Origin of the sequence: Brevundimonas sp. (assembly GCF_030682035.1) — a bacterium.
Lineage (GTDB): Bacteria > Pseudomonadota > Alphaproteobacteria > Caulobacterales > Caulobacteraceae > Brevundimonas.
In genome coordinates, this window is record NZ_JAUXQZ010000040.1 from 15,736 (window position 1) to 30,219 (window position 14,484).

Genomic DNA, 14,484 nt, shown 5'->3' on the forward strand with positions numbered 1-14,484 from the left:
CTGACCAAAAGTTCATTGGCCAGCGACCAGTTCAACCCCGAAGACGGGCGAACGCTCGCCATGCGCTCAACCTTCGGTTTCCGCGCTGTAATGCGACGGAAATGTTGGCCGGGCACGTTGCAGGGCTAGTTTCTCCCCGGGACCCGTCCGCATGCTGCTCGTCACGACCACCCTGTCCGGCCTCATGGCCGGTCTGATCCAGACTGCGCCGACGCCCCCGCCGCAGGAGCCGGCGCCCCCTGCGAACGCCGCCCCCGATCCGAACGCCTATGAGCTCGAGACCGTGGTGACGACCGGGGCGCGTCCGCGCGGCAGCGTCAACTCCGACATCCCTCCCGACGTCACCCTGTCTGCGGAACAGATCGCGGCCTACGGCGCCTCGAACATCGCCGAGCTGCTGACCTATCTGGAACCCCTGACGCGCAGCTCGCGCGGTCGCGCCGACGGCCAGCCGGTCTTCCTGGTCAACGGCCGCCGCATCTCGGGCTTCCGCGAGATCCACGGCCTTCCACCCGAAGCGATCGAGCGGATGGAGATCCTGCCCGAGGAGGTCGCGCTCGAATACGGTTACCGCGCCGATCAGCGCGTGGTGAATTTCGTCCTCAAGGACAATTTCAACTCCCTCACCGGCGAGGTGACCGGCCGTCGGCCGGGCCAGGGCGGCCGGACCACCACCGAGCTTGAAAGCAACATCCTGCGCATCTCGGGGCCGAGCCGCTGGTCGCTCGACGCCGAACACGAGCGCTCCAGCCCGCTGTACGAATCCGAGCGCGACATCGTCCGCGAGCGCGTGGAGGGCGACCCGGGCACAGAAGACATCGGCGCCTATCAGACCCTGCTGGCCCAGAGCGAGCGCAGCACCGTGCGCGGCACCTACAAGCGCGACCTCAACTCCACCACCCAGGCGACCCTCAGCGGCAGCCTCGAGGATCGTTCCAGCCGCAGCTTCAACGGCCTGCCGGGCGTGGCCCTGATCCTGCCGACCGGCAATCCCTATTCGACCTCCCCCGACAACGAACCGGTCTTCCGCCTTCTCGACGCCCCCGACGCCCTTCGCCGCGAGACCGACGGCCTGACCGGCGAACTGGGCCTGGTCTTCGACGGCTTCCTCGGCGAGGACTGGCGCTGGACCCTGACCGGCGAGTACACGCGCACCGAGACCGACACCCTCACCGGCCGCGGATACGGCGTCGACCCCTTCCAGGCCCGGCTCGACGCCAACGACCCCGGCGCCGATCCCTTCGGCCCGCTCGCGCCCGCCGACTTCGCGCGCGTCGCCGACGACAGCGCCCGCTCGGTGTCCCAGCGCCTCGACACGGAACTGGTCCTGACCGGCGACGTCTGGGACCTGCCCGCCGGCGGCGTTTCCTCGACCTTCAAATTCGGCTTCGACGATGTGTCGCTCGACTCCACCAGCACGCGCGGCGGCGTGACCACGCAGCGGGAACAGTCCCGCCAGCGCCTCAGCGGCCAGGCCAGTTTCAGCCTGCCGATCGCCAGCCGCCGCCAGGACGTCCTGCCCGCTCTCGGCGACCTCTCGGCCAATTTCAACGTGGGCTATGAGGAGCTGTCGGACTTCGGCGGCCTCTCCACCCTCGGCCTCGGCCTCAACTGGAGCCCGGTCGAGCCCCTGTCGCTGTCGCTCAGCTACACCGACGAGAACGGCTCCCCCACCATCTCCCAGCTGAACGACCCGACCATCTTCTCGCCCAACGTCCCGGTGTTCGACTTCGCCACGGGAGAGACGGTGCTGGTCACCCGCATCGACGGCGGCAATCCCGACCTGAACGCCGACCATCGCCAGGTCTGGAAGGCCGGCGTCAACCTCAAGCCGTGGTCCGAGACCGATCTGCGCTTCAGCTCGACCTGGACATACAGCCTGACCGAAGACGCCATCGCGTCCTTCCCGACCCTGACGCCCGACCTGGAGACCGCTCTGCCCGGCCGATTCACCCGCGACTCCGCCGGAAACCTGACCTCCTTCGACGCCCGCCCGCTCAATTTTGAGCGCTTCGAGCGTCAGGACATCCGCACCGGCTTCAACTATTCGCGGGCCTTCGGCGCCCCCAATCCGGGGGCGACGCCCCTGCCGGGCGCGCCCGGCGGCGCCCGCCCTCCCCGCGGCGGCGGACCCATGCGGATGGAGGTTCGCGAGGGCGGCGGCGGTCCGCACGGCGGCCCCGGCGGTGGCGGACCGCAGGTCCGTATGGGCGGCGGCGGCGGTGGACGCGGCGGCATGGGCGGCATGCAGCCCGGCCAGGGCCGTTTCAACCTGTCGATCTACCACACCTGGCGCCTGCAGGATGAGATCGTCATCGCCGACGGCCTGCCGGTTCTGGATCTGCTCGACGGCGCCGCCACGGGCGCCCGCGGCGGCAGCCCCCGCAACGAGATTCAGGCCCAGGGCGGCGTCTTCCGCAACGGCATGGGCGCCTTCGTCAACGCCAACTGGCGTGAGGGCACGCGCGTCGACGGCGGGACCGGACCCGACATCAATTTCTCGGATCAGGCCACGGTCAATCTCAACCTCTTCATTGACCTGAACTCCCAGACCTCCTGGGTCGCCAGAGTCCCGTGGCTGAAGGGTTCACGCGTCAATCTGGGGGTCCAGAACCTCTTCGACACCCGTCCCGAGGTCACCGCCAGCTCGGGCGCCACCCCGCTGAACTACCAGCCCGACTACCTCGACCCCCAGGGCCGCGTCGTTAGCCTGACCTTCCGCAAAATCCTCTTTTAGGGATCAGGCGGCAGGCAACAGGCAGCAGTCTGGGACACCGGGGCCACGCCCGGCTCCCGTCTACTGCCTGCTGCCTGTTGCCTGTTGCCTAGCCCTTCTTCTTCCCCCACCGCCGCTTCGGCTCTTCCCCCTTCGCCTTGGCGGCGATCTCCTTCAGCTTGCGGCCCTGCAGGGCCGACAGCGCCTGCCCCGGCGCGCCCTTCTCGGGATCGCCGAACGCGCGGCCGTGGGTCCTCACCCGCTCACTGACCGAATCGATGAACTCCCCCTCCCATTCGGACAGCGAAACGCCCGCCTTCTCTGCCGAGCGGCGGGCGCGTCTGAGGGCGTTGAGCGCGGCGCGCTGGGCCGCCTTGCGTTCGGCTTCAAACGGGCTGGCGGGCGGCTTCTTCGCGCCGCCCCTGCCTCCGCCGAAGCCGGTTCGTTTCAGCGTCAGATCTCGCCGAGCGCCGAGAGGTACAGGTCAAGGATCGCGTCCTCTTCCTGCCGCTTGGCCTTGTCCTGTTTGCGGATGCGGATGACCTTGCGAAGGATTTTCACGTCATAGCCCTCGCCCTTGGCCTCGAGGAAGACCTCCTTCATGTCGGCCATCACCGCCGCCTTGTCCTCCTCGAGCCGCTCGAGGCGCTCGATCACGGTGCGCAGACGGCCCTGGGCGGCGGAGGTCAGAACGTCAGGCGAGGAATCGAAGGAAGCGTCGTCAGCCAAGGGAGAACTCCGGGAACATGACCCTCGGGCGGCTATCGACCGTCCGGGGCGAATAAGGATGTGGGAAGGACGCTAACCACGTCGCCCGGCGCGACTCAACGATCGCCGGGGCCGGATGCGAAAAAGGCTGCGGACAAGTCCGCAGCCCTGAAACTTTCGCGCTCAAGAAGGCCGCGACCGCGTCGCGGCCGTTAGCGCAAAAAGAGCCTTTAGCCCTGCTTCGCCTTGAAGCGCGGGTCGGTCTTGTTGATCACATAGACAACACCCTTGCGGCGCACGACCTTGCAGTCGCGGTGACGGGTCTTGAGCGACTTGAGCGAGCTGCGGACCTTCATGGTCGTCGTCCTGGGGCAAAACAAAACAGAAAAGCCGCAAGGCGAACCTGCGGCGGAGCGGTGCGTATAGAGAGGCTTCCCCGGTTCGTCAACCAGACGGGCAGGCCCCGATCGTCTGATCGGCATACCCGGCGGCGCCCGCTAGCGATTGCCCCCGCCGCCCACATCGTGCAAGCCGATTCCAGCGCCCGCGCCCGAAACCGCCGGGCTGCCGGGAACCACGCCCATGGGACTGTTCGACTGGATGACCGGCAGCAAGCCCGCCCCGCCGGGCGTGCCGCGCCTCGCCGTCCCGGCCCTGCGGGAGCATCTGCTGGCGGTCAACCGCGACACCGCCCCCTTCGTCGTCCGCGACGGCGCGCCCGAAGGGGTCGACATGGTGGCCGAATGGCGGATCGTCGATGCCGAGTGGTACGAGATCTTCGCCAAGGCCGGTATCAAGCGCGTCTTCAAGGTGCTGATGAAGTTCGATGAGGCCAAGGGCGAGGTCCGCGCCGTCGACCAGTCGTGGGAGGTGGAGTGGCGCGCCGGCGTCCCCGTCCTGTCCGCCACGGCCGAGGGCGTCCGAGGCCAGACCTGGGAAAAGAGTTTCGAGACCGTCTACGCCTTCCGCGAGGACCTCTCCTGGGGCGAGGTCTACAGCTACAGGTTCGACACCGACGAGATCAAGAAACCGCTGGTGGCGGCTGCGCAGGCGGCCGGATGGGGCTGGCGCGGCGTGGCCTTCAGCAAACTCTGAGCGCTACAGCCAGACCTCCGCCGGTCCCCGGGACATGCTCAGCAGGATGCTGGTCACCTGGACGCCGCTGCCGTCCTCGGTGACGATGCGGAACGCCTGGTCGCTCAGCGGGGTCGGGTCAGGCCGCGCCATGGCCCAGCCCGGGAACAGCCGGGCCGCGATCGGCCAGTCGCCGAGCACAACGACATTGGTGTGCCGCTCATCGGCCTGGATGCGCACCATCAGCGCATCGATGTCCCGTCGGCGGCCTTCGATGACCTGGACGAATTTGCCGTCCGGAAGCGCCAGCGCGCCGGTGATCTTGTCCCGGCTGTTGTTTCGCACAGACACCCGAAAGATCGCATCGAGCGCCGGAGAGTCGCCGTGATCGATAAGCGAATCGCTTCGGTAGACGAGCCTGCACAGAGCATTCGTCATTCTCGCCGCCTTGAGGCGACAGGCCTCCGCCAACAGTAACCCGCAAGAGGCCCTGAGGTTGCAGATTAAAAACCAACGTATGGCGAGATGATCGACCAGCGTGGGCGAAACTCACCCGCGCTCAAGCAGCGGACCGCTGTGCCGCGCGCGATCCGCGCCCGTCCACGCTCGGGAAACGAGAGACCGTCGTCCTCGCGCTGGCGCACCGAACAGGGCTGGAGTCTCGCCTCGGGGTTGCACGAGAGGTCTGCGGAGTTGCACCTCCGCCGCCTTGCCCCTCCGCCACCAGGCCGCCCCAGCGAGCGGTAGCACCTTAGCCCGGCGCGATTGCGCGCGACCTGAACGACACAGTGGATGTCGTCTTTGCCTCGTGACCTCGCCTTGGCCCCGGTCTTGCAGCAACGCTTTCCGCCCTCGCGGACTTGTTATGAGGGAGCGGCCTCCGGGGACTCTACAACTATCGCCATGCGCATCAGCCTTCGCCTCATCCTCATCGCCTCTGTCGCCGCCTGCGCCCCCATGCTGCCGGAGGCGCCGCCTGTGACGGCCCCCGCCCGGACCAGCCCGCCGCCGGCCTCGCCCGCCGCCGCCCCGGCCGTCCCCGCGCCGGTCGTGGTCGATCAGGCCGGATTCGACGGCTGGAAGCAGGGCTTCCTCGCCCGCCATGGCGGCGCCCGGCGCGCCGAATACGAGCGAGAACTTTCCAGCCTTGAGCCCGACCTCTCCGTCATCCGCCTTGACCGCAACCAGCCCGAGTTCAGCCGCCCCGCCGGCGCCTATGTCCAGTCCGCCGCCTCGGCCACCCGCATCGCCCAGGGCCGCGCCCGCATCGACCGCGTGCCGTGGGAAGTGACCCGGCGATACGGCGTGCCGGGCGAAATCCTTGTCTCCGTCTGGGGCAATGAGAGCGCCTTCGGCGCCATCCAGGGCGACTATGACGTGGTCCGCTCCCTCGCCACCCTCGCTTACGACGGCCGTCGCCGCGACTGGGCCGAGGGCGAACTGAAGAATGCGCTCGACATCGTCATCGACGGCCGCCGCGACCGGGCCGGCCTGAAAGGCAGCTGGGCCGGGGCCATGGGCCAGACGCAGTTCATGCCCGACGCCTATCTTCGCCTCGGCGTCGACCAGACCGGTGACGGCAAGGTCGACATCTGGGGATCCGACGCCGACGCCCTGGCCTCGGCCGCCAACCTGCTGGCCCAGGCGGGCTGGAAGCCCGGCCAGACCTGGGGCTATGAGGTCACCCTGCCTGCCGGCTTCGACTATGCCGAGGCCGAGGGCCCGCGCCATCCGTGGGCGCACTGGGCCCAAGGCGGCGTCAGCCTGGCCCGGGGCGGCGCGCCCAACGCCGCCGAGGCGCGGGAGGAAGGGGTAATCTTGCTGCCCCAGGGCGCGCGCGGCCCGGCCTTCCTGGCCCTGCCGAACCACTATGTCATCCGCCGCTACAACAACTCGGTCAGCTACGCCTTGGCCATCGGCCTGACCGCCGACGGCATCGCCGGCAGGCCCGGCCTCGTCGCCGCCTGGCCTGACGACGCCCCCCTGTCCCGCGAGCAGCGCGTCGGCGCCCAAAGCGCCCTGACCCGGCTCGGCTTCGACACCCAGGGCATCGACGGCGTCGTCGGCGCCAACACCCGCGCCGCCCTGCGCCGCTGGCAGATCGCTGAGGGCCGCCTCGCCGACGGCTATCTGACCGCCGATCTGGCCGACGAGCTGATCCGAAGGGCGGGGTAGAGACGCTTCCACCCCCACCCGCTATTGTCACACTCCCCTCTTGCTATCGTCATTCCGGCGAAGGCCGGCACCCAGCGGCGCGCGATTAGCGCGAAGCTGTCGGGAGCGCGGTCGGGGAATAGTGCTTCGTAGCCATCGCCGGTGTTTCGCCGCCGTCGCGGCGCCGCCGGGTTCCGGGTCTGCGGCTCGCCTTGCTCGCCTCCGCCCGGAATGACGATAGCAAAAGGGAGTGGCGCTCTGCTACCCATCCGCCGATTGTCAGCATATCCCTCGCCGCCAACCCGCTGATTCCGTTCCGTTTCCCAAAAATACAGCGTCCCCAGCCCACCACAGGAAGGCCCGGTCCTAGACTCCCCCCGTTCCGTCGCAGGGAAGGGTGCAGGGCCTTGCGATCTTGTCGCGGCGGAAACGGGATGAGCGGGAGGGGGTCGAACCTTCGTCGCAGCGGATCGCGAGCGCCCTCGGGCCTCAAGCAGCGAGCCGTGGCGCGGCGAGCGTCAGGCCGCCACAGCCGGGCTCAAGTCGCGAGCCCCCGTGGGGCGAGCATAGGCCGAGCGTGAAGGGCGACGGGCAGGGAACCCGCGCCGTTCCGGGGTGGAGGAACGGGCGGCGGAGCCGCCCGGACGAACGGTTCGCAAGACTCCGACCCGCCCGCCCGGAGGCCATGTCGGCAAGGCGTCAACAGCGCCGCTGGTCCTGAGGGAGCTGACCACTGCCTTTCAGGCCGACAGCTCCCGGTCAGACATTTCGTGCGGAGCGACGTCGCGAAGCCGAAAAACACTCTCCCACGGTCTCCGGGTTTCGCGCCCGGCGCTCCGCCGGCCCTTCCCACGCTTTCCGCCTCACGGCCGGAGAGGGCTTCAGCCTGCGCGTTCTCCCTCCCCACGTCGGGGGAGGGAGATCGACGACCGCGGCCCAACAAGCAGGCCGCGTCGGGTCGGGAGATCCCGAAGGGCCGACGACCGCGGCCCACAAGACAGCCTTCTCTCGAAACGCCGGACACGCTAACGAACCCCATGGCCGCCGCCGAAACCCCCGCAGACGTCTTCAAGCGCGCCCTCGCCCATGCGGCGCGGGCGTTGGCGGAGCAGTCCGAGCTGGAGGTCGTGTTCGGCTCCGACGGGCCGCGACTATCCAATGGCGTTCTGACCCTGCCGCATCCGCCGCGCGATCCGGGCGGACCCGAGAGCGCGACCCTGCGCGGCCAGGCCGACCGGCTGGCGCTGCGTCTGGCCAACCATGACGAGGCCCTGCACGCCCGCCTCCGCCCCATCGACAGCCGCGCCGCCGAGGTCTTCGAGGCCGTGGAGCAGGCGCGGGTCGAGGCTATCGGCTCGCAATCTCTGGCCGGGGTTCGGGCCAATATGGGCGCGGCCCTGCTGGCGCGGCTGGAGAAGATGGGCGCCCTGCGCGCCACGGAGGTCGAGCGGGTGCCGGTGGCAGAGGCGGTAGCCCTGCTGGTGCGCGAGCGGCTGACCGGCCAGCGCGCGCCCGATGGCGCCGGCGCCATGCTGGACCTCGTCCGCACCGCCATGGAGGACAAGGCCGGCGCCAAGCTCAACGCCTTGGCCGAGGTGGCCGACGATCAGGTCGCATTCGCCGACCGGCTGAAGGACGTGTTGCGGGCGCTCGACCTCGATCCCGGCGACGGGCGAGGAGACGACGCCTCCGACGAAGAGGGCGACGACGAGGCTGATCCGCAGTCGCCCGACGCCGCGGACGATCAGGACGAGGAGGACGACGCCGGCGGCGGCGAAGGCCAGACCATGGACGGCTCGGCCGACGACCGGAGCCAGGGCGATGAGCGCGACGCCCGACCGGACGGCTCGGCGGGCGATCCGGATGGGGAAGCGTCGGACGAAGGGCCCGACGTCAACGAGGGCGCCCTGCCCAACCGCCAGCAGACCGCCGACGACGGGCGCGCCGTCGACACCTATCGCGTCTTCACCACCGCCCATGACGAGATCGTCGATGCGGCCGACCTGTGCGATCCCAATGAGCTGGAGCGGCTGCGCGCCCTGCTGGACCAGCAGCTGACGGCCCTGTCGTCGGTGGTGGCGCGGCTGGCCAACAAGCTGCAGCGCCGGTTGATGGCGCAGCAGAACCGCAGCTGGCATTTCGATCTCGAAGAGGGCGTGCTGGACACCGCGCGCCTGACCCGGATCATCACCGATCCGACATCGCCGCTCAGCTTCAAGGCCGAGAGCGAGAGCCCGTTCCGCGACACGGTGGTGACCCTGCTGCTGGACAATTCCGGCTCGATGCGTGGGCGGCCGATCATGGTGGCGGCGGTCTGCGCCGACATTCTGGCGCGAACGCTGGAACGCTGCGGCGTCAAGGTCGAGATCCTCGGCTTCACCACCCGGGCATGGAAGGGCGGGCAGGCGCGCGAGGCCTGGATCAGCGCGGGCAAACCCGCCAATCCGGGCCGGCTGAACGACCTGCGCCACATCATCTACAAGTCGGCGGATTCACCGTGGCGGCGGGCCAAAAAGAGCCTCGGCCTGATGATGCGCGAGGGGCTGCTCAAGGAAAACATCGACGGCGAGGCCCTGACCTGGGCGCACGAACGTTTACTGGTGCGGACCGAGGCGCGACGCATCCTGATGGTCATCTCCGACGGATCGCCGGTCGACGATTCGACCCAGTCGGCCAATGCGGCCCTGTATCTGGACAAGCATTTGCGTCAGGTGATCGCCGAGATTGAAGGTCGGTCGCCGGTGGAGCTGATCGCCATCGGCATCGGCCATGACGTCACCCGCTGGTATCGCCGGGCGGTCACCATCGTGGATGTCGAACAACTGGCGGGCGTGATGATCGAGAAGCTGGCCGAACTGTTTGAGGGCGAGCCCAAGGCGGCGCCGGCGCGGCGACGGAGGGCGGCGTGAGCCACCCGGAAATCAGACCCGTTCGCTGACCTTGATGGCCACGCGGCAGCCGGCCCTGATCACCGCGCTGAGCAGGCCGTAGCCGGGCGCGTCGCGGCTGCCGTGGGCGACGGCGTGGTCGTGGTGGGCCAGTTCCTCGTCGCGGAAGGCGGCCAGCTCCGCCGCAAGCGCCGGGTCGCGGTCCCGAAGTTCGGCGATCTGGTCGGCGTAGTGCTCCTCGATGACGCTCTCGACCGCCTCGGTGCAGGCGTGGGCGGCCTTCTCGCCCATCAGGGCCGTGCCGGTCCCCAGCGCCAGGGCCGCCAGCCGCCAGACGGGCGTCATCACCGTTGGGCGCACGCGCTCGGCGTTCAGCAGGGCCTCGAACCGGGCCAGGTGGACGGCCTCCTGGGCCTGCATCTCGCCCATGTCGGCGGCGACGGTCTCGCGGCCCGCGCGGCCCTCGAACACCGCCCGTTGGGCGCGGTAGATGTGGACGGCGGCGTATTCCCCAGCGTGGTCGACGCGCAGGATTTCGGCGCGCCGGCGCCGGCGGGCGCCCCGGCCGGGCCGAGCCAGCGGGATGCGACGATCCCGCGCCCGATCAGAGTCGAGGGGCTCAGTTTCGGGGCGCTCAGTTTCGAGGGGCTCTGGCATCCTTGGGCCTCTTGGCGGCGAGCAGGCTGAACACGGCCAGGGCGGTCGAGATCAGAGCGTTCCACCCTGCCATGGACAGGCCGAGGAAGCGCCACGTCACTGCGTCGCACATGACGACCTTTTCGATCGGACCGGTGCCCAGCGCCAGGGCGGCCAGGCTTTCGAGGTTGATGTCGCCGCCGCCGGAACAGGTCGCAGGCAGATCCCACCAATCCATTTCGCCGCCCATATGGAAGACGGCGGTGACCGCGCCGGTGGCGAAGACCACGGCCAGCATGAAGGCGGCGATGCGCGGCGTGCCACGGCTGCCCCGGCTGATCACATGCCACAGGGTGGCGACCAGGGCGATGGCGACAGCGCCCCAGTAGACCTCGCGCTGCTTGAGGCACAGGTTGCAGGGGGCGAGGCCCTCGAATCGCTCGAACGCATGAGCCGCACCCAGCAGGGCCAATGAGGCCGCGAGCGCAAAGGCGGTCCACCACCGCGTCAGGAGTCGATACAGGCCTCTCATCGGACGACGTTCATAGCCGGGCCGGAACGCCGCGTCGATGAGGCTCGCCCGATCAGAGCAGCTTCACCGCCACGATGGCGCCGACGAGCACCACCAGGCCGATGACGCTCCACATGGCCAGCCGCTTCTCGACCATTTCCAGCATGGCCGGACCCCAGCGTTTCAGGACGAAGGCCTCGGCGAAGAAGCGGCCGCCGCGGGTCACGGCGCACAGCGCCACGAAGAGCGGAAAGTTGAACTGGAAGATGCCCGAGGCGATGGTGATCAGCTTGAACGGGATCGGGGTCAGGCCCTTGATCAGAATGACCCAGGCGCCGTGCTGCTGGAACAGCGCCTTGGACGCCTCGAAGGTGTCGGCCTTGCCCAGCCAGCTCAGGATCATCATCCCGACATCGGTCAGGAAATAGCCGATCGCATAGCCCAGCATGGCTCCCAGCACGGAAGCGACCGTGCAGACTCCGGCGTAGAAATACGCCCGGTCCGGCCGCGCCAGGATCATCGGCGCCAGCATGACGTCCGGCGGAATGGGGAAGAACGAACTCTCGGCGAAGGAGACCGCCGCCAGCGCCGGCGTGGCGTGTTTGCTGCGGGCGAGGGCGAAGACCCAGTCGTAGAGCTTGCGAAGCATGTGTGTCCCGGAAAAGCCGAAGGTCGCGTCTAGCAGGCCCCGGCGGCGGGCGCACCCGTCGAAACCGTCCGCTATTCGCAGTCGCGGCGAAGGGTCGCTATAGAGGCGGCCTCCCGCCTCCCACCTCCTGCCCGGACGGTTTCCCGATGCGCTTTCTGCACACCATGGTCCGGGTGACCGACCTCGACGCCTCGCTTCGCTTCTGGTGCGACCTGCTGGGTCTTGAGGAGATGCGGCGGATGGAGAATGAGGCCGGGCGCTACACCCTGGTCTTCCTCGCCGCACCGGCCGACCGCGCGCGGTCCGAAGCGGAGCGGTCGCCCGAGGTCGAACTGACCTTCAACTGGGATCCCGAGCCCTACGACGGCGGCCGCAATTTCGGCCATCTGGCCTATAAGGTCGACGACATCCATGCCGCCTGCCGGCGGCTGATGGACGGCGGGGTGACTATCAACCGGCCGCCCCGCGACGGCCGCATGGCCTTTGTCCGCTCGCCCGACGGCATCTCCATCGAACTGTTGCAGGAGGGCCCGGCCCTGGCGCCCGCCGAGCCGTGGGTGTCGATGGCCAATACCGGGAGCTGGTGACACCTCCGTCACTTGCGCACTGGCGTCGGCTCGGGGATGGTCGCGCCCTCAGTGTTTCCGGGAGCTCCCATGCGTCGTCTGCTCGTCTCGTCCGCCGCCGTCGTCGCCCTGCTGGCGGGAGCTTCAACCGCCGCAGCGCAGGATCCTCATGCGGGGCACACTGGCCATGCCGCGCCTGCCGTCGCCCAGAGCGAGGACGCGCGGCTGGCGGCGTTTTTCGAACAAGCGTTTCAGGAGCGGATCGCCTTGTCGCCGCAGCAGATGACCTCGCTGGGCATCAAGACTGACTACGACCGGCTGGACGACGCGACCGACGCGGCTGCGGAGCGGGCGCTGGCCTTGGCCGAGCGGCAGCTGGTGCAGCTGAACGACCAGTTCAATCCGCAGACCCTCAGCGCCGACAGCCGGCTGTCGTGGCGGCTGTTTGAATACGGGGTCGAGCAGGCGCGGCTGTCGAACCGCTGGCGCGACTGGGGCTATCAGTTCGCGGCCAACGGCAATCCGACGACGGGCCTGCCGGTTTTCATGATCAACAACCACCGGGTCAGCAGCGTCTCCGATGCCGAGGCCTATGTCGCCCGGCTGGTCGAGGCCGAGCGGGTGATGGGCGAGATTTCGGCCACCCTGCGGGCGCGGGCCGCGGCGGGGGTGATCTCACCGGTGTTCGTGTTCGAGCCGACGCTGGCGAATACAGCGGCGATCATCTCGGGCGCTCCGTTCGACGATACGGCCGACAATCCGGTCTGGGCCGATTTCCAGCGCAAGGTCGGCGCGCTGGAGGCTGATCCGGCGACGAAGGAGCGGCTGCTGGCCGGGGGCAGGGCGGCTCTGACGGGGGCGTGGCGGCGGGGCTATCAAGGGGTGCTGACGGCCCTGGCCGAGGTCGGAGCCCAGGCGGCTGCCATGCCGGACAACGCCGGCGGCGTCTGGCGGCTGCCCGAGGGGGAGGCTTTCTACAACGCCCGCCTACAGCTCTCGACCACCACCGACCTGACGGCCGACCAGATTCACGAGATCGGTCTGGCCGAGGTGGCGCGGCTGCAGGGCGAGATGCAGACGATCATGACGCAGGTCGGCTTCACCGGCTCGCTGCAGGAGATGTTCGCCTGGCTGAAGACCGATCCGCGCTTCCAGTATCCCAACACGCCGGAGGGCAGGGAAACCTACCTGACCGACTCCCGCGCCTTTATCGCCCAGGTGATGGAAGCGGGCCCGCGGTATTTCCACGACCTGCCCGAGTCGGCGCTTGAGGTTCGGGCGGTCGAGCCCTGGCGGGAGGCGACGGCTTCGGTCGCCTTTTACAACTCGCCCGCCGCCGACGGCTCCAGACCCGGCATCTACTACGTCAACCTGTCGGATATGACCCAGGTCCTGAAGCCCCAGATCGAGGCCATCAGCTATCATGAGGGGGCGCCGGGCCACCATTTCCAGATCGCATCCGCCCAGGAGATGGAGAGCCTGCCGCGCTTCAGACGGTTCGGCGGCTACGGCGCCTACGCCGAGGGCTGGGGCCTTTATTCGGAGCGGCTGGGCAAGGAGATGGGCTTCTATCAAGACCCGTATTCGGACTTCGGGCGGCTGTCGCTGGAGCTGTGGCGATCGGTGCGGCTCGTCACCGATACCGGCCTGCACGCCAAACGCTGGAGCCGGGAACAGGCGATTGAGTATTTTCAGCGGAATTCGCTGCTCAGCGAGCGTGACATCGTCAAGGAGGTCGAGCGCTACCTGACCAATCCGGGACAGGCGACCAGCTACAAGATCGGCGAGCTGAAGATCATGGAGCTGCGCCAGCGGGCGCAGGCGGCTCTGGGGTCGCGTTTCGACATCCGCGATTTCCACTCGGTCGTCCTGGGCTCGGGTTCGGTGCCGCTGGAGGTGCTGGAGGACCAGGTCGACGCCTGGATCGCGGCGGGCGGCGGGGCGCGGGACTGAGGACCGTTCGGTCCCGGCCGGCGCAGGCGCGGCTGATCGCCGCGTTGGCGGAACCGGGGCAGCCCCCTAGCTCTAGGGTCGATCCTTGTAGGAGACGCCGATGCCGCTCTTGATGTGCCCCAACGACAACGCCGCGATGCAGACGCTGGAGCGGGGCGGCGTGCAGTTCGACATGTGCCCCAGTTGCCGTGGCGTCTGGCTGGACCGCGGCGAACTGGAGAAGCTGATGGAGTCGGCGGCCCAGGATGGCCGCGCCTCCGCGCCCCCTCAGCAGCCGCCTGCCCAGCCCTATCCCCCGCAGCAGGCGCCCCAGCAGCCTTGGGGCGGCGCGCAGCGGGCCTCTCGCGACGAGCGCTACCGCAGCCGGGACGACGACGACCACCGCTACAAGAAGAAGCGCGACAGCATCTTCGACATTTTTGATTGAGCATTTGTCGTCGGGAATCACCCCTGCGCGGCGTCAGGGATGACAAGGCGCTGGGGGCTGTACTAGGACGAATCGACATTCAGCGCATCCAGAGCATGGAGGCGGCGATGTGGATGAAGGCCAGGTAGTGGCTGGCTAGCCGGTCGAAGCGTGTTGCGAAGCGGCGGAAGTGCTTGAGCCTGTTGAAGCAGCGCTCGATGCG

The 14,484-nt window shown here is 68.9% G+C and carries 14 protein-coding genes; 7 read left to right on the forward strand and 7 right to left on the reverse strand.

The features are described 5' to 3' along the window. Positions 1-151: 151 nt before the first annotated feature. Positions 152-2,737 carry a TonB-dependent receptor plug domain-containing protein gene (locus Q8K49_RS11175; protein WP_305306126.1) on the forward strand — a complete coding sequence of 862 codons (2,586 nt, stop codon included), beginning with the start codon at positions 152-154 and terminating at the stop codon, positions 2,735-2,737. A gap of 88 nt (positions 2,738-2,825) precedes the next feature. On the opposite strand, the gene Q8K49_RS11180 is transcribed toward Q8K49_RS11175, so the two are convergent. The 3 genes from Q8K49_RS11180 to ykgO all read right to left on the reverse strand — a co-directional run bounded on the left by Q8K49_RS11180 (position 2,826) and on the right by ykgO (position 3,780). Then, positions 2,826-3,167, reverse strand: coding sequence for a hypothetical protein (locus tag Q8K49_RS11180; protein ID WP_305306148.1), 342 nt, complete (start codon positions 3,165-3,167; stop codon positions 2,826-2,828). Positions 3,168-3,169: 2 nt separating this feature from the next. Then, positions 3,170-3,445, reverse strand: a complete 276-nt coding sequence (locus tag Q8K49_RS11185) for a DUF2312 domain-containing protein (RefSeq protein ID WP_304878247.1) — start codon at positions 3,443-3,445, stop codon at positions 3,170-3,172. A gap of 209 nt (positions 3,446-3,654) precedes the next feature. Continuing rightward, positions 3,655-3,780, reverse strand: coding sequence for a type B 50S ribosomal protein L36 (gene ykgO, locus Q8K49_RS11190; protein WP_055832286.1), 126 nt, complete (start codon positions 3,778-3,780; stop codon positions 3,655-3,657). 226 nt (positions 3,781-4,006) lie between these two features. Here ykgO and Q8K49_RS11195 point away from each other — a divergent pair, with 226 nt between their 5' ends. Beyond that, positions 4,007-4,519 (forward strand): hypothetical protein, encoded by a 513-nt coding sequence (locus Q8K49_RS11195; RefSeq protein ID WP_305306128.1) that lies wholly within the window; start codon positions 4,007-4,009, stop codon positions 4,517-4,519. A 3-nt stretch (positions 4,520-4,522) separates the two neighbouring features. Here the strand turns inward: Q8K49_RS11195 and Q8K49_RS11200 are convergent, their stop codons facing one another. Further along, complete coding sequence (locus Q8K49_RS11200; RefSeq protein ID WP_305306130.1) at positions 4,523-4,936, reverse strand: BLUF domain-containing protein; 414 nt, start codon at positions 4,934-4,936, stop codon at positions 4,523-4,525. 465 nt (positions 4,937-5,401) lie between these two features. Between Q8K49_RS11200 and Q8K49_RS11205 the strand changes: the two genes are divergently transcribed. Both Q8K49_RS11205 and cobT read left to right on the forward strand, forming a co-directional pair. Then, positions 5,402-6,673 carry a lytic murein transglycosylase gene (locus Q8K49_RS11205; RefSeq protein ID WP_305306132.1) on the forward strand — a complete coding sequence of 424 codons (1,272 nt, stop codon included), beginning with the start codon at positions 5,402-5,404 and terminating at the stop codon, positions 6,671-6,673. Positions 6,674-7,689: 1,016 nt separating this feature from the next. Beyond that, a complete protein-coding gene (gene cobT / locus Q8K49_RS11210) occupies positions 7,690-9,561 on the forward strand; it encodes a cobaltochelatase subunit CobT (RefSeq protein WP_305306134.1) in 1,872 nt (623 codons plus the stop codon). Positions 9,562-9,573: 12 nt separating this feature from the next. Here cobT and Q8K49_RS11215 read toward each other — a convergent pair whose 3' ends face one another. From Q8K49_RS11215 to Q8K49_RS11225, 3 genes are read right to left on the reverse strand one after another with little or no spacing between them, the layout of a single operon-like run. Beyond that, complete coding sequence (locus tag Q8K49_RS11215; RefSeq protein WP_305306136.1) at positions 9,574-10,197, reverse strand: demethoxyubiquinone hydroxylase family protein; 624 nt, start codon at positions 10,195-10,197, stop codon at positions 9,574-9,576. Next, positions 10,175-10,708 carry a disulfide bond formation protein B gene (locus Q8K49_RS11220; RefSeq protein ID WP_305306138.1) on the reverse strand — a complete coding sequence of 178 codons (534 nt, stop codon included), beginning with the start codon at positions 10,706-10,708 and terminating at the stop codon, positions 10,175-10,177. Before Q8K49_RS11220 ends, Q8K49_RS11215 begins: the two co-directional genes overlap by 23 nt. Positions 10,709-10,760: 52 nt before the next feature. Beyond that, the gene (locus Q8K49_RS11225) at positions 10,761-11,336 is read right to left on the reverse strand and encodes a YqaA family protein (RefSeq protein WP_305306140.1); all 576 of its coding nucleotides are present in this window, start codon (positions 11,334-11,336) and stop codon (positions 10,761-10,763) included. A gap of 146 nt (positions 11,337-11,482) precedes the next feature. Between Q8K49_RS11225 and Q8K49_RS11230 the strand changes: the two genes are divergently transcribed. The 3 genes from Q8K49_RS11230 to Q8K49_RS11240 all read left to right on the forward strand — a co-directional run bounded on the left by Q8K49_RS11230 (position 11,483) and on the right by Q8K49_RS11240 (position 14,282). Next, positions 11,483-11,923: a VOC family protein gene (locus tag Q8K49_RS11230; protein WP_305306142.1), complete on the forward strand. Its 441-nt coding sequence runs from the start codon at positions 11,483-11,485 to the stop codon at positions 11,921-11,923. Between the two features lie 69 nt (positions 11,924-11,992). Further along, positions 11,993-13,855, forward strand: a complete 1,863-nt coding sequence (locus Q8K49_RS11235; protein WP_305306144.1) for a DUF885 family protein — start codon at positions 11,993-11,995, stop codon at positions 13,853-13,855. A gap of 100 nt (positions 13,856-13,955) precedes the next feature. Then, a complete protein-coding gene (locus Q8K49_RS11240) occupies positions 13,956-14,282 on the forward strand; it encodes a zf-TFIIB domain-containing protein (protein ID WP_305306146.1) in 327 nt (108 codons plus the stop codon). The last annotated feature ends 202 nt before the right edge of the window (positions 14,283-14,484 follow it).

Excerpts from the sequence above, each read along its gene's own strand:
- cobT (WP_305306134.1), top strand. The coding sequence starts at position 7,690 with ATGGCCGCCGCCGAAACCCCCGCAGACGTCTTCAAGCGCGCCCTCGCC.
- Q8K49_RS11205 (WP_305306132.1), top strand. The coding sequence starts at position 5,402 with ATGCGCATCAGCCTTCGCCTCATCCTCATCGCCTCTGTCGCCGCCTGC.
- Q8K49_RS11175 (WP_305306126.1), top strand. The coding sequence starts at position 152 with ATGCTGCTCGTCACGACCACCCTGTCCGGCCTCATGGCCGGTCTGATC.
- Q8K49_RS11225 (WP_305306140.1), bottom strand. The coding sequence starts at position 11,336 with ATGCTTCGCAAGCTCTACGACTGGGTCTTCGCCCTCGCCCGCAGCAAA.
- Q8K49_RS11230 (WP_305306142.1), top strand. The coding sequence starts at position 11,483 with ATGCGCTTTCTGCACACCATGGTCCGGGTGACCGACCTCGACGCCTCG.
- Q8K49_RS11235 (WP_305306144.1), top strand. The coding sequence starts at position 11,993 with ATGCGTCGTCTGCTCGTCTCGTCCGCCGCCGTCGTCGCCCTGCTGGCG.
- Q8K49_RS11200 (WP_305306130.1), bottom strand. The coding sequence starts at position 4,936 with ATGACGAATGCTCTGTGCAGGCTCGTCTACCGAAGCGATTCGCTTATC.
- Q8K49_RS11195 (WP_305306128.1), top strand. The coding sequence starts at position 4,007 with ATGGGACTGTTCGACTGGATGACCGGCAGCAAGCCCGCCCCGCCGGGC.
- Q8K49_RS11215 (WP_305306136.1), bottom strand. The coding sequence starts at position 10,197 with ATGCCAGAGCCCCTCGAAACTGAGCGCCCCGAAACTGAGCCCCTCGAC.
- ykgO (WP_055832286.1), bottom strand. The coding sequence starts at position 3,780 with ATGAAGGTCCGCAGCTCGCTCAAGTCGCTCAAGACCCGTCACCGCGAC.
- Q8K49_RS11220 (WP_305306138.1), bottom strand. The coding sequence starts at position 10,708 with ATGAGAGGCCTGTATCGACTCCTGACGCGGTGGTGGACCGCCTTTGCG.
- Q8K49_RS11240 (WP_305306146.1), top strand. The coding sequence starts at position 13,956 with ATGCCGCTCTTGATGTGCCCCAACGACAACGCCGCGATGCAGACGCTG.